Source organism: Glycomyces paridis, from assembly GCF_004912155.1.
Taxonomy (GTDB): Bacteria; Actinomycetota; Actinomycetes; order Mycobacteriales; family Micromonosporaceae; genus Glycomyces; species Glycomyces paridis.
This window is the reverse complement of record NZ_STGX01000028.1, coordinates 19992-32624: the sequence shown is the minus strand read 5'-3', so window position 1 is coordinate 32624 and position 12633 is coordinate 19992. Positions and strand designations below refer to the sequence as shown.

At 72.8% G+C, this 12633-nt stretch carries 13 protein-coding genes; all 13 read right to left on the bottom strand.

The window, feature by feature from the left end; translation table 11 throughout:
- On the bottom strand, positions 1–488 hold a 488-nt coding region (locus E9998_RS24920), incomplete at its 3' end, for an ABC transporter permease subunit (RefSeq protein WP_204745649.1).
- Positions 489–1023: 535 nt separating this feature from the next.
- Positions 1024–1740 (bottom strand): ABC transporter ATP-binding protein, encoded by a 717-nt coding sequence (locus E9998_RS24915; protein WP_136532454.1) that lies wholly within the window; start codon positions 1738–1740, stop codon positions 1024–1026.
- Positions 1737–2471, bottom strand: coding sequence for an ABC transporter ATP-binding protein (locus tag E9998_RS24910; RefSeq protein ID WP_136532453.1), 735 nt, complete (start codon positions 2469–2471; stop codon positions 1737–1739). Before E9998_RS24910 ends, E9998_RS24915 begins: the two co-directional genes overlap by 4 nt.
- Positions 2472–2610: 139 nt before the next feature.
- Complete coding sequence (locus tag E9998_RS24905; RefSeq protein WP_136532452.1) at positions 2611–3342, bottom strand: SDR family NAD(P)-dependent oxidoreductase; 732 nt, start codon at positions 3340–3342, stop codon at positions 2611–2613.
- Positions 3339–4319: an NADPH:quinone oxidoreductase family protein gene (locus tag E9998_RS26020; protein WP_240037749.1), complete on the bottom strand. Its 981-nt coding sequence runs from the start codon at positions 4317–4319 to the stop codon at positions 3339–3341. The genes E9998_RS24905 and E9998_RS26020 overlap by 4 nt, the downstream gene beginning before the upstream one ends.
- A complete protein-coding gene (locus E9998_RS24895; protein ID WP_136532451.1) occupies positions 4316–4897 on the bottom strand; it encodes a TetR/AcrR family transcriptional regulator in 582 nt (193 codons plus the stop codon). Before E9998_RS24895 ends, E9998_RS26020 begins: the two co-directional genes overlap by 4 nt.
- Positions 4898–4977: 80 nt before the next feature.
- Complete coding sequence (locus E9998_RS24890) at positions 4978–5718, bottom strand: SDR family oxidoreductase (RefSeq protein WP_136532450.1); 741 nt, start codon at positions 5716–5718, stop codon at positions 4978–4980.
- A 116-nt stretch (positions 5719–5834) separates the two neighbouring features.
- Positions 5835–7034, bottom strand: a complete 1200-nt coding sequence (locus E9998_RS24885; protein ID WP_136532449.1) for an ROK family transcriptional regulator — start codon at positions 7032–7034, stop codon at positions 5835–5837.
- Entirely contained in the window at positions 7031–7930 is a 900-nt protein-coding gene (locus tag E9998_RS24880; RefSeq protein WP_204745647.1) for a DUF6807 domain-containing protein, read from the bottom strand. The genes E9998_RS24885 and E9998_RS24880 overlap by 4 nt, the downstream gene beginning before the upstream one ends.
- A gap of 441 nt (positions 7931–8371) precedes the next feature.
- Entirely contained in the window at positions 8372–9256 is an 885-nt protein-coding gene (locus E9998_RS24875) for a DUF6807 domain-containing protein (protein ID WP_136532448.1), read from the bottom strand.
- Positions 9246–10760 carry a glycoside hydrolase family 43 protein gene (locus tag E9998_RS24870; RefSeq protein ID WP_136532447.1) on the bottom strand — a complete coding sequence of 505 codons (1515 nt, stop codon included), beginning with the start codon at positions 10758–10760 and terminating at the stop codon, positions 9246–9248. Before E9998_RS24870 ends, E9998_RS24875 begins: the two co-directional genes overlap by 11 nt.
- A 29-nt stretch (positions 10761–10789) precedes the next feature.
- The gene (locus tag E9998_RS24865; protein ID WP_136532446.1) at positions 10790–11689 is read right to left on the bottom strand and encodes a carbohydrate ABC transporter permease; all 900 of its coding nucleotides are present in this window, start codon (positions 11687–11689) and stop codon (positions 10790–10792) included.
- 10 nt (positions 11690–11699) lie between these two features.
- Positions 11700–12629, bottom strand: a complete 930-nt coding sequence (locus E9998_RS24860; protein WP_136532457.1) for a carbohydrate ABC transporter permease — start codon at positions 12627–12629, stop codon at positions 11700–11702.
- Positions 12630–12633 lie beyond the last annotated feature (4 nt).

Sequence of the window (12633 nt, the reverse complement as noted above, 5' to 3'; positions counted from 1 at the left end):
GACGTGCGGGAGAAGAGCAGGGCGAGGGCGCCCATGACGGCCCCGGCGGCGAGCAGGATGAACAGGTCGTACGGTGAGAGGACGGGGACGCCGCCGATGATGAAGGGCCGCTCGGAGAACGGCGGGTGCATCGGCCGGTGCTCGGGTCCGAACGCGATCGCGAGTCCTGATTGGAGGACCATGACGAGGCCGATAGCGACGATGATGCCCGGCAGCGGGGCGTGGGCGGGCAGGCGGCGCATGAGGCCGCGCTCGACGGCCGCGCCGAGGACGGCTCCGGCGGCGAGGCCGGTGGCGAGCCCGGCCCAGTAGGAGCCGGTCGCGGCGGTGACGGCGAAGGCCGCGTACACGGCGGTGACGGCCATGGCGGCCTGCGCGAAGTTCACCACTCGCGCGGCGCGCCAGACGATGACGAGCGAAAGCGCGAACTGGGCGAGCACCGCGCCGCGGGCGAGCCCGGCGGAGAGGAGGAAGACGAGGCGGTCCATCAGCGCCTCCCGTCGCGGAGGGTGAGGCGGCGACTGATCCCGGTGGCGCTGGGGAGCGGGGCGAGGCTGCGGGTCTCGGGGCGCGACGCTCCGACGCGGCCCGAAGGCCGATCCGATACGCGCGCAGCCGAGCCGGTGCAGCGCTCGGCGGCATACAGGCCGGGGTCGAAGGGCCCGCCGATCCCGGTCGCGCCGCGGAGCGGGGTGAAACGGCGGACCGCAGGTCGCGGAGCCCTAGCGCGGCCCGAAGGCCGAACCGGCACGCGCGCAGCGGAACCGAAGCAGCGCTCGGCGCGCAGGCCGGGGTCGAGAGGCTCGCCGATCCCAGTGGTGCCGGAAAGCGGTGCAAAGCGGCGGACCTCAGGGCGCAGCGCCTTGACGCGGACCGAGGACCGATCTGTTACGCGCACAATGGAGCCGGAGCACCGCTTTGCTGCGACCCTCGTGCGCTCACGCGTGTCGCAGGCGGCGGCGCGGGCGCGGCCCGCGAGGGCGTCGCGGAGCCGGGCTGCGGAGAAGGCTTGGAATCGGTCCATCAGAACCCCAGGTAGGCGTGCCGGAGGGCGGGATCGGCCGCGAGTTCGGCGGCCGGGCGGTCGGCGACGACGGCGCCCAGTGAGAGCACCACGCCGCGGTGGGCCACCGACAGTGCGCCGGTGACGTTCTGCTCCGCGAGGAGCACGGTGAGGCCGGTGCGCGCGGCGGTGTCGCGCAGGACGCCGAGCAGTTGGGCCGTGACCTGCGGGGCGAGGCCGAGGGACGGTTCGTCGAGGAGCAGCACGCGGGGTCGGGCGAGGAGCGCCCGCGCGAGGGCGAGCATCTGCCGTTCGCCGCCGGAGAGGGTGTGGCCGGCGGCGGCGCGGCGGCGTTCCAGCGGCGGGAACAGGGCGTACATCTCCTCGACGGCGGCGCGGCGGGCGCGGGGGCGGTGGCGCCACAGGCCGCCGAGGCGCAGGTTCTCGTCCACGGTGAGCTCCACGACCACGCTGCGGCCCTCGGGGACGAGGGCGAGTCCGGCGCGCACGCGGTCTTCGGCGGCGGCCTTGGCGAGGTCCCGGTCGTGGAGGAGGACGCGGCCGCCGCGGACGGGCTGGAGCCCGGCGAGGGTCCGCAGGAGCGTGGTCTTCCCGGCGCCGTTGGCGCCCAGGAGGGCCACCACCGCGCCCTCCTCCACGTCGAGGTCGAACCGGTCGACGACGGGTGCGCCGTCGCCGTATCCGACGGTCAGTTCCTGGCAGGACAGCGCGCTCACGCGACCGCCTCCAGTCCGAGGTAGGCCGCTTCGACGGCGGGGTCGGTGCGCACGGCCTCGGGTGCGCCGCAGGCGATGACCTCGCCGAAGTCGAGGACGACGACGCGGTCGGCGACGTCCATGACGAAGTCGACGTGGTGCTCCACGAGGAGCACCGAGCAGCCCTCGGCGGCGACGCGGCGCACGGTGTCGGCGAGCGCGGCGATGTCGGCGGCGCCGAGACCTCCGGCGGGCTCGTCGAGCAGGAGCAGCCGCGGGTCGGTCGCGAGGGCGCGGGCGAGGGCGACGCGCTTGCGTTCGGGGTAGGGCAGCGTCCCGGCGGGCCGGTCGGCCAGGTGGGCGAGGTCGAGTTCCTCAAGTCGCTTGCAGGCCTTGGCGATCCGGTCGACGGCGGGGACGCTGGAGAGCGGCACGAGGACGTTCTCCAGGACGCTCATGTGCTCGAAGAGCCCGAGTCCCTGGAGGGTCCGGGCGATGCCGGCGCGCAGGAGGCCGGTGGCGTTGCGGGGTGCGGGGCGGCCGTCGACGGCGACGGTGCCGGCGCGGGGGCGCACGAGGGCGCAGACGGCGTTGAACACGGTGGTCTTGCCGGCGCCGTTGGGGCCGATGAGGGCGACGGTCTCGCCGTCGCCGACGTCGAAGGAGACGCCGTTGAGGGCGGTGAGGCCGCCGAAGGCGACTTCGAGGCCGCTCACTCGCAGACGGGGGGTGGTTCGGGGAGGGGTCGTCATCGTCGTACTCGCACCTCTTCGTGTCGGAGTAGTGCCACCATATCGCAGAAACCGACCGGACGGTATGTGCTGAGGACAGTGAATCCATATCGATATGTTGGCGGCCCGGGCTCCGGTGCCCGGACCGCCTCCGGGGAGGTCAGGTCTGGGGTATGCCGACGGTCATGCCGCCGTCGACCACGATCTCGGCGCCGGTGAGGTAGGCCGAGTCGTCGCCGGCGAGGAACACCACGGTCCCGGCGAGGTCGGCCGGGACGCCGGGGCGCCGCAGCGGGATGAGCAGCCGCTCGGGGTCGACGCGGGTGGTCATGTCGGTGAGGATGAAGCCGGGGTGGACGGAGTTCACCCGGATGCCGTCGGGGCCGAGTTCGACGGCGAGGGACTTGGTGAGGCCGCGGACGGCGAACTTCGTGGCCGTGTAGCCGTGCAGGCGTTCACTGCCGCGCAGACCCTCCACAGAGGAGACGTTGACGATCGAGCCGCGACCGGCGGCCTTCATCGCCGGGACGACCGCGCGGCAGCCGAGGAAGGTCCCGGTGAGGTTCACCGCGATCACGGCGTTCCACTTCGCGAGGGTGAAGTGCTCGATCGGGGCAGCGTTCGCGATCCCGGCGTTGTTGACCAGGACGTCGACGGCCCCGAGGCTGTCGAGGACCTCGCCGATCGCTCGCTCCCAGGCGCCTTCGTCGGTGACGTCGAGTTCGGTGAAGACGGCGCCGTCGAGGTCCGCGGCGAGCGCCTTGCCCTCGTCGGCGAGCACGTCGGCGACGACGACGCGGGCCCCGGCGGCGTGCAGGGCGCGCACGTACGACTCGCCGATGCCCCTGGCGCCGCCGGTGACGACGGCGACGCGTCCACTGAGGTCGGTCACTTCGCGACCTCCACCACGAGGCGGCCGGTGGTGCGCCCGCCCGCGAGGCGCTGCACCGCGCCCGCGGCCTCGGCGAACTCGACGGTGTCGCCCACGACCGGCCGGATCGCGCCGGTCTCGGCGAGCGCGGTCAGGGCCGCGTGCGCCTCGGCCACGAGTTCGGGGCGGCGCTGCTGGTAGAGGGCCCAGTGGAGGCCGAGGACGCTGTAGTTCTTGACGAGCGCGTGGTTGGCGCGGACCGGCGGCACCTCGCCGGAGGCGAAGCCGACCACGACGATGCGGCCCTCGAAGGCCACGCACTTGGTGGCGCCCTCGAAGGCCTCGCCGCCGACTGGGTCGAAGACGACGTCGGCGCCGCCGCGGGCCTTGACCGCGTCGATCCATGCGCCGCTTCGCAGGTGCGCCTCGTCGGCACCGGCGGCGAGGGCCACGGGGCGCTTCGCGTCGCTGCCGACGACGGCGACCACGTGCGCGCCTGCCGCGGCGCCGAGCTGGCAGGCGGCGGTGCCGACGCCTCCGGCGGCGGCGTGCACGAGCAGCGTCTCTCCACTCTGGAGCGCTGCGCGGCGGTGGAGCCCGAACCAGGCGGTCTGGTAGGCGATGAGGAGTGCCGCGGCCTGGGCGTCGTCGAGCGCCTCGGGCGCGGGGTGGACGGCCGCGGCGGGCACGGCCGCGTACTCGGCCATGACGCCGATGTCGGTGGCGACCACGCGTTCGCCGACGCGCGGGCCCGTGACGCCCTCGCCGAGGGCGACCACCTCGCCGCACAGTTCGATGCCGGGGACGAACGGGAGCGCGGGCCGCACCTGGTACTGGCCGCGCGCCAGCAGCACGTCGGGGAAGTTGACGGCGACGGCGCGGGTGCGCAGGAGCACCTGGCCGGGACCGGGTTCGGGCACGGCGACCTCGCGCAGGGCCATGACGGCCTCGGGTTCGCCGTGCGCGGTGACGTGCCAGGCGCGCATGGTGTCGGTCATTCGGTCCTCCGGATGCTTCGCAGGAACAGTTCGGTCAGTTGCGCCGCGACCTCGCCGCGGTCCTCGGGGCCGTCGGCGGAGAACCAGTTCGGCAGGTAGTGGACGTCGGAGAAGAAGTGGGCTATGAGGACGGAGGTCGAGACGTCCACGCGGAAGCGGCCTTCGGCCTTGCCGCGGTCGATGAGCTCGGCGAACTTGTCGTGGTACTCGCGGCGGCGGCGCTTGACCTCGGCGCGGCGCTCGGGGGTGAGCATGTGCTGGCTGCGGAAGAAGATCGTGCCCTCGGGCAGGAAGTCGATGGAGGTGAGGATGACGTCCTCGCACACCGACCTCAGGACGTCCTCGGTCGCCCCGCCCATCGCGGTGATCTCGTCGAGGCGGCGCTTCTGGAGCGAGAGCATCCGCTCGTAGATCGCGAAGAGGAGGTCGTCCTTGGAGGTGAAGTAGTGGTACATGGCGCCCTTGGTGACGCCCGCGGTCTTGACGATCTGCTGGACGCTGGTGTTCGCGTACCCCTGCTCGGCGAACAGTTCGAGCGCGGCGCGCAGCACCTCGTCGGCGACGTTCTTGGTCTTCACGGCTTCCCTCCCTCGTGGCGCGCGGCGCGCCGGGGCGCCCGCGGGGACCGGTGCGTCCCGGTCGTTGCGGCTTCCATCCTTCACCCCGCCTGGCGGATGCCGGCGCCGCCGTCGACGAGAAGGGTCTGGCCGGTGACCCAGGCGGCGTCCTCGGAGAGCAGGAACGCGGCCGGTCCGGCGACGTCGTCGGGGACGCCGAGGCGCGCGAGGGGGTAGGCGCGCGCCACCTGCTTCTCGCGGCCCTCGTAGAGGGCCTTGGACAGGCGGGTCTTGACGACGGCGGGGGCGAGGGCGTTGACGCGCACGTCGGGGGCGAGCTCGTCGGCGAGCTGGATCGTCAGGTTGATCAACGCGGCCTTGGTGATCCCGTAGAAGCCGATGTTGGGGCTGGCGGCGGTCCCGGCGACCGAGGCCATGTTCACGACCGATCGCAGGCGCGAAGCCGCGGCGGTCTCGCGGGTCCATGCGAGGGAGGCGATCACGTTGACCTCGAAGATCTTGCGGGCGGCGTCGAAGTCGATGCCGCCGAGGGGACCCCAGACCGGGTTGATCCCGGCGTTGTTGACGAGGTGGTCGATCCCGCCGAAGCGGTCGAAGGCGTGGGCGACGGCCTCCGCGCGGTGGTCGGCGTCGTCGGCGGGCCCGGCGACGCCGGAGGCGCGCGACTCGCCGAGCTCGTTCACGGCCTCCTTGAGGGCGTCCTCGTCGCGGCCGGTGATGACGACGGAGCCGCCTTCGGCCACGAGTCGTCGCGCTATGGCGAGGCCGATCCCGCGGCTCGCTCCGGTGATCAGGGCGACGCTGCCCTCGAATCGTTGCATGTCAGGCTCCAAACCGTCTGGTCGGTTTGTTGCTGACAGTACCATGCCGAAGCGAAGCGCGAAAGCGCCGCGGAGCGGGGTTCGCGGCCGGTGTCGCTCCTTCCGGGACCTTCAGCTCAGCGCTGGGCGGCGAGCCAGGCGGCCGGGTCGGCGGCGATGTGGTCGACCACGGTGGCCGCGGCGCCGATGGCGGCGGCGTCGGGTCCGAGGGTCGCGGGGTGGACCGCGATCGGCGCCCAGGCCGCCGAGAGGACCCGTTGGCGCAGTTCGGTCTCGACCCCGGCGAGGAGCCAGGAGGAGAGCACCGCGAAGCTCCCTCCCAACAGGACGGTGTCGATGTCGAACAGGTTGAGCACATTGGCGAGCGCGACGCCGAGCGCGTGGGCGGCGGTGTCGAGGGCCGCGAGCGTCTGCGGTCGTCCCTCGTCGGCCCAGGCCAGGACCGCCGCGTCGGGCGTCGTCCCCGCCTCGACGCCCTCGCCGCCGAGGATCGCCGCGAGGCTCGCGTACGTCTGGAGGCACCCGCGCGCCCCGCACCTGCACGGCTTGCCGTCCGGGTCTACGGTCACGTGCCCGAGCTCGCCGCCCCAGCCGTGGGAGCCGCGCATCGGGCGGCCGCCGAGCACGATCCCGGCCCCGATGTCGAGACCGCCTGAGACGTAGACGAAGTCGTCGGGCGCGCCCGAGGCCGCGGCGTGGCGCTCGCCACGCGCGGCGAGGTTCGCCTCGTTGTCGACGGCGCAGACGAGCCCGAGGCCGCCGATCCGCTCGCGCAGCAGCGCGCCCGCGTCCACCGACCGCCAGCCGAGCGCGGGCGCGGTCCGCACGATCCCGCCGTCCGTGGGGCCAGGGACGGCCAGCGTCGCGGTGACCACCGTGAGCCCCTCGGCGGTGGCCGCCTCGACCGCCTCGACCGCCATGCGGCCCAAGCGGTCCAGGACCGCGGGTGCCTCCGGGTCGTCGAGCGGAGCGAACGCGAGGTGGCGCACCGTCCCGGTCAGGTCGACCACGCACGCGGCGAGGCCGTCGGTGCGGATGTCGAGCCCGAGGCCCGCGGGGCCGCTGCGGGAGAGGCGCAGGCCCATCCGGGGGCGCCCGGCCCGACCCGCCGGGGTCGTCCCGGTCTCGGTGACCAGGCGCCCGGCGATGAGCTCCTCCACGATTCGCGTGATCGTGGGCCGCGTCAGGCCCGTCGCGGCTGCGAGTTCGGTGCGCGACACCGGGTCCGAGGCGGCGAGCAGACGCCGGAACACCAGCTCCAGGTTGAGGGCGCGCAGACGCTCCTGGCGGGCCGGATCGCCGCCGCCCCCGCTCATGCCGCCCGCGCCGCGTCCGCGAACGCGGCGGCCTCGTCCTCGGTGAGCGTCCCGTCTGCCACGACCGCAAGGATATGCCGTTCCAGGTGCGCGCCCGGCTCCAGGACCAGCGGACGGTCCCAGGTGAGCGAGGAGCCGACCCCGAGGTAGTCGCGGGCGCGCACGAACCAGCGGTCCGCCGCGGTCGTCGCGTCGGCCGCCAGGAACAGCATCGTCCACTCCCGGTCCTCCCCGTCGGCACCGGAGACGGCCACCCACGGCGCGGTCGTCCCGTTGACGGCGCGCTCGCCCGTCCCCGCCGGGCTGAGGACCCGCACCTGCTCGGTCCGGGCCGGACCGCGCCAGAAGAACCCGCCGTAACCGGCACCGACCCGCCCGAGCGAGGCCGGGCTGCGGATCGGCAGCGGCCGGTCGGTCGCGTTCGTCAGGCGCGTCCGCACCCCGAGCGTCCAGGCCGTGTCCCCCGAAGGGACGCAGTCGATCTCGCGGCGCTCGCGCAGCAGCGCAGAGCCTTCGGCATCGACCCACTGGAGGGTGTGCGCAAGGCCGGACTCGGTGTGTCGCAGCCAGCGCCGGTGGCGCTGCGCGCCGTGGTCGTCGAGCCAGGCCGGGCCGTGGCCGGCGACGAACGTGCGCCCGCCCCAGAAGTTGCGGCCGCCGATGTCGGGGGCGGCGATCGAGATGCCGAGCTGGTGGGTGTGCGAGTGGGGCCGGGCGTCGGTGACGAGGCAGCCGGCGAGGGTGCGCACGGGGTGGAGGAAGGGCCGCGGGGCGGTGGACGCGGGCAGTTGCGAGCGCCACACGTAGTCGGCGACGTCGCGGTCGCCCACTTGCAGGCGGACGGCGTCGGGCGGCCGCTCGGCGACCATCGAGCGGATCGTGCCGGAGTGCTCCATCGCGCCTCCAAGTCCCGCGGTCGGCGCTGGCACCGCGCCGGACCGCGCAGGGTGGGTCCTAGGGGAACCGCGTCTCATGCCCCCTCCTCACGGCCGAAACCGGCGCATGGAAACGCATTCCAGACCAGACAGGATATATCCTATAGGATTCCCGGTCAACGGTCTCGACCACGCAATTCCCCGAAATCCACCCCTGACCGACACGACCGGCCGACGCAACGGCCGCATACGAAGGCGCACTGCGCGAAACCGTGCATTCCGCGCGGCCGCTCGCGCCTCGCCCTGTCGGCGCCTCACCGCCACTGCACCGCAAGCCCCCGCCGAAACCACGGCGCCCCGCGCCCACCGCGAACCCCTCACGGGGCCCGCCTCGCCGAAACCACGCGGCCGTTCGCACTTCACCCCGCCCGCCTCCCGCGGCCGGCGCACCTCCACAACCGTTCACGACTCCCTCTTCGCCGCGACCGTCTCCACCAGGCCCTCGATCGCCTCCGCCCCCAACGCACCGTCCGCTATCACCGTGACGATGCGCCGCCTCGGGCCCTGGCCCGGCAGGGCCGTGAGCGGCTCGGACCAGGCGAGGGACGGCCCGACCCCGACGTAGTCGTCGCCGCGCACGAACCACGGGTCGCCCTGCCCGGCATCGGGAACGAACACCAGCGTCCAAGGATCCGGCCCGTGCGCGGCCAGCGCGAGCCAGTCGGTACGGGCGCCGTGCAGCCGCTCCTCCCCCGCCACGCCCGGCCCCAGGATGCGCACGCTCCGCAGCCCGCGCCGCGCCCGCCAGAAGAACCCGCCGTACCCGGCCCCGATGCGGCCCTTCGCACCCGGGCTCGAAATGACCAGCGGCTCGCCGGTCAGGTTCTGAAGGCTGTAGCGGAAGTCCAGCGCCCACGCCCGGTCGTCCACCGGCCGCGCCGCGATGCGGCGGCGCTCGCGCAGCAGCGCCGTCCCGTCGAAGCGGTTCCAGCGCAGCTCATGAGCGAGCACCGCCTCGGTCCGCGCCTCCCAGCGGTGGTGCCGCTGCACCCCGTGGTTGGGCAGCGGCACCGAACCGCGCCCCCGCACGTAAGTGCGCCCGCCCCAGAAGTTCGCGCCCCCCACGTCGGGCACCGCGAGGCTCGCCCCGAGGTGGTGCAGGTGGTCGGTCGGCATCGCCTCGGTGACCTCGACGCCCGAGAGCGTCCGCACCGGGTGCAGAAAAGGCCTGGGCGACAACGTGTTCGGCACATGCGGGCGCCACACGTACTCGGCGACGGCCTGCCCGCCCAGTTCGAGCCGGTGCGTCTGGACGAGTGCGAGCGCGTCGGCGTGCTCAGCACTCATAGTCGCCCGATCGCCCCTCGGCCACGCGCACGGCCCCGAACAGCGCGGACCCCTGCGAATCCGATGTGGACGCGAAGAGGCCCAGGGTCGCGCCGACCCAGCGGCCCTCGGTCGCCGTGAAGACCGGCCCGACCCGCCGGGGCGTCGCGCCGGTCAGGAACCGGCAGGCCCCGCCCGCGTCGACGTCCACGCCGAGGTGCGCGGCGTCGCCCGCCGGCTCGCGCGCGAGTTCGGCCTCCTTGTCGCCGTCGAAGACGCGGAGCACGAGGTCGGCGCCGTCCTCGTTGCGCTCCAAGCCGATCCAGGCAAAGGTGTCGCCCACGACCGCCAGGCCCGCGCGGGCGCCGGGCCCGCCCTCGAGCCGCAGCTCGGTGTAGGCCGCGAAGCGCTCGGCGGGGAGCCGCTGGCCGAGGAGGTTGGGCGCGTGGCGCAGGTCGCCGTCGCCGGGGACGCAGGCGAGCCGCAGACCGGCGTCGACGTCGGCCCATTCGGGCTCGGGGTTGGCCTGCCAGGACCACTGCGGGCCGATGCCGGTGGCGAAGTCGTCGGCGGTGTCGGGCGCGCAGACCGGCCCGTCGCCGGAGGGCTTGGCGTGCATGGCGACAGGGGTGCCCTTGTCGCCGATCTCGGGCCAGCCGTCCTCGTCCCAGCGCATCGGCTGGAGGTGCACGACCCTCCCGTAGGGGCCCTTGTCCTGGAAGTGCAGGAACCAGTCGGCACCGTCCTCTGTGGTCGTCCAGGCGCCCTGGTGGGGGCCGTTGACGTCGGTGCCGCCCTGGGCGAGCACGATCCGGCCCTCGTAGGGGCCGAAGGGGCTGCGGGAGCGGAACGCCGACTGCCAGCCGTCGGCGACGCCGCCGGCGGGAGCGAAGATCCAGTACCAGCCGTCGCGCTTGTAGAACTTGGGGCCTTCGAGGGTGCGGTAGCCGGGCAGCACGTCGCCGTCGATCGCCACGGTGCCCCCGTCGAGGAGCGCGGTCGCGTCCGCGTTCATGCGGTGCACGGTGAGGCGGTTGTTGATCCCCGCCCGGCTCTTGGCCCAGCCGTGCACGAGGTAGGCGGTGCCGTCGTCATCCCATAGTGGACACGGGTCGATGAGGCCCTTGCCGCCCTTGAGGAGGTGCGGGCGCGTCCACACGAGTTCGCGGCCGCCGTCCGGGCCGGGGTCCTCGGCGCTGGTGACGAACAGGCCCCGGTCGGGGTCGGGGTAGACGATCCAGAACCGGCCCGCGTGGTGGCGCAGGGCCGGGGCCCACACGCCGCCGCCGCGCTGGGGGGTGCGGAAGTCCGCCTCCGGTTCGAGCCGGGCGAGGGCGTGGCCGATGATCGTCCAGTTCACCAGGTCGCGGCTGTGGAGGATCGGCAGTCCCGGCACGCGGTGGAAGCTGGAGGCGGTCATGTAGTGGTCGGCGCCGACGCGGATCGCGTCGGGGTCGGACCAGTCGGCGTGCAGGACCGGGTTGCGGTAGGTGCCGTCGCCGTTGTCGGAGCTGAAGTGCTGCAATGGTCTCCCGTTCGTGTCGTGCGGCCGGCCTATTTGAGGCCGGTCGTGGCGATGCCCTTGACCAGGTACTTCTGTCCGGCGATGAAGAAGCCGATGATCGGCGCGAGCGACAGGACCGACATGGCGAACATCGGGCCCCACTGGGACTGGCCCTCGGAGTCGATGAACTGGCGCAGCGCCAGCGGCACCGTGTACAGCTCGGGGTCGGTGAGGTAGAGCAGCGGCCCGAAGAACTCGTTCCACACCGAGATGAACGTGAAGATCGCGGTGGTCGCGAACGCGGGGCGGCACAGCGGGAGGATGACGCTCCAGAAGGTGCGGAACGGGCCGCACCCGTCGATGCGGGCCGCGTCGTCGAGCTCCGGCGGCAGCGAGCGCATGAACTGCACCATAAGGAAGATGTAGAAGGCGTTGGTGGCCAGGAAGTTCGGCACCAGCAGCGGGTAGTAGGTGTTGAGCCAGCCGAGCTTGGCGAACAGGATGTACTGCGGGATGAGCAGGACGTGGCCCGGGAGCATCATCGTCCCGAGCATGAGCGCGAAGAACAGCTTGCGGCCGGTGAACTTGAGCCGGGCGAACCCGTACGCCGCCAGGGAGCACGAGAACAGGTTCCCCAGGATGCTCAGGACCACGATGATGATCGAGTTGGAGAAGTAGACCCCGAAGTCGTACTCCAGGGCCGTCCAGCCGTCGGTGTAGTTCGAGGGGTTCCACTCCGCGGGCCACAGCGCCAGGTCCGAGAAGATCAGGCCGTTCGGCTTGACGGAGCTGGAGAGCAGCCACAGCAGCGGGTACATCATGAACAGGCCGATGAGGCACAGGGCCACGTGCCGGGTGAACCGGCCGCGGCGGGTGCTGCCGAAGCGCTCGACGAGGCTGTCGTCGTCGGAGCGGTCCTTGACCCGGGGCGATTGCGCGGTCGTTGACATGGGAGGGACCTCAGTTGTCGTAGTTGACCCAGTACTTCGCGGTGAAGAAGGTGAGGGCGGTGAAGGCGGCGATGATGACCAGGAGCGTCCAGGCCATCGCCGAGGCGTAGCCCATGTTGAACTGGTTGAAGCCCTGCTGGTAGAGGTACAGGTTGTAGAACAATGTGGAGTTAGCCGGCCCGCCGCCGCCGTTGTTCATGACGAAGCCCTGCGTGAACGTCTGGAACGAGGCGATGATCGACTGGATCAGGTTGAAGAAGATGATGGGGCTCAGCAGCGGCAGCGTGATCGAGCGGAACCGGCGCCACTTCGAGGCGCCGTCGACGGCGGCGGCCTCGTAGTACATGACCGGGATCTGCCGCAGCCCGGCCAGGAAGATCACCATCGGCGAGCCGAACGTCCAGATGTGCAGGATGATCAGCGTCGTCAGCGCGAAGTCGGGGTCGGAGGTCCACGCGATGGCGTCCATGCCGAACCAGCCGAGGAACGCGTTCACGATCCCGTCGAGCCCGAACACGTAGCGCCACAGCAGGACCACGGCCACGCTCGCGCCGAGTAGCGAGGGCAGGTAGAACACCGCCCGGTACACCGGGAGCGCCTTGATGCCGCGGTTGAGGATCATCGCGACCCCCAGCGCCGCCGCCAGCGACAGCGGCACCGACACGAACGTGTAGATGAACGTGACCTTGAGCGACTTGAGCAGCACCGGGTCGTCGAACATGTCCGCGAAGTTCTGGAGCCCGATCCACTCCGGCGAGCTCAGCAGGTCGTAGTCGGTGAACGCGAGGTACAGCGACGCGAAGAACGGGACGACCGTGAAGAGCATCCCGATGAACCACGGCAGCAGGAACAGGTACCCGGCCCGGTCCTTGTGCGCCCGCCCGTGCGGCCGGCGCGGCCCCCGAGGGGACCGCGCCGGCCGAGCGGCCGCCTCCGGCATGACG

Coding starts and splice junctions, on each gene's coding strand:
- E9998_RS24910 (WP_136532453.1), bottom strand. CDS start 2,471: ATGACGACCCCTCCCCGAACCACCCCCCGTCTGCGAGTGAGCGGCCTC.
- E9998_RS26020 (WP_240037749.1), bottom strand. CDS start 4,319: ATGACCGACACCATGCGCGCCTGGCACGTCACCGCGCACGGCGAACCC.
- E9998_RS24890 (WP_136532450.1), bottom strand. CDS start 5,718: ATGCAACGATTCGAGGGCAGCGTCGCCCTGATCACCGGAGCGAGCCGC.
- E9998_RS24885 (WP_136532449.1), bottom strand. CDS start 7,034: ATGAGCGGGGGCGGCGGCGATCCGGCCCGCCAGGAGCGTCTGCGCGCC.
- E9998_RS24880 (WP_204745647.1), bottom strand. CDS start 7,930: ATGGAGCACTCCGGCACGATCCGCTCGATGGTCGCCGAGCGGCCGCCC.
- E9998_RS24875 (WP_136532448.1), bottom strand. CDS start 9,256: ATGAGTGCTGAGCACGCCGACGCGCTCGCACTCGTCCAGACGCACCGG.
- E9998_RS24865 (WP_136532446.1), bottom strand. CDS start 11,689: ATGTCAACGACCGCGCAATCGCCCCGGGTCAAGGACCGCTCCGACGAC.
- E9998_RS24860 (WP_136532457.1), bottom strand. CDS start 12,629: ATGCCGGAGGCGGCCGCTCGGCCGGCGCGGTCCCCTCGGGGGCCGCGC.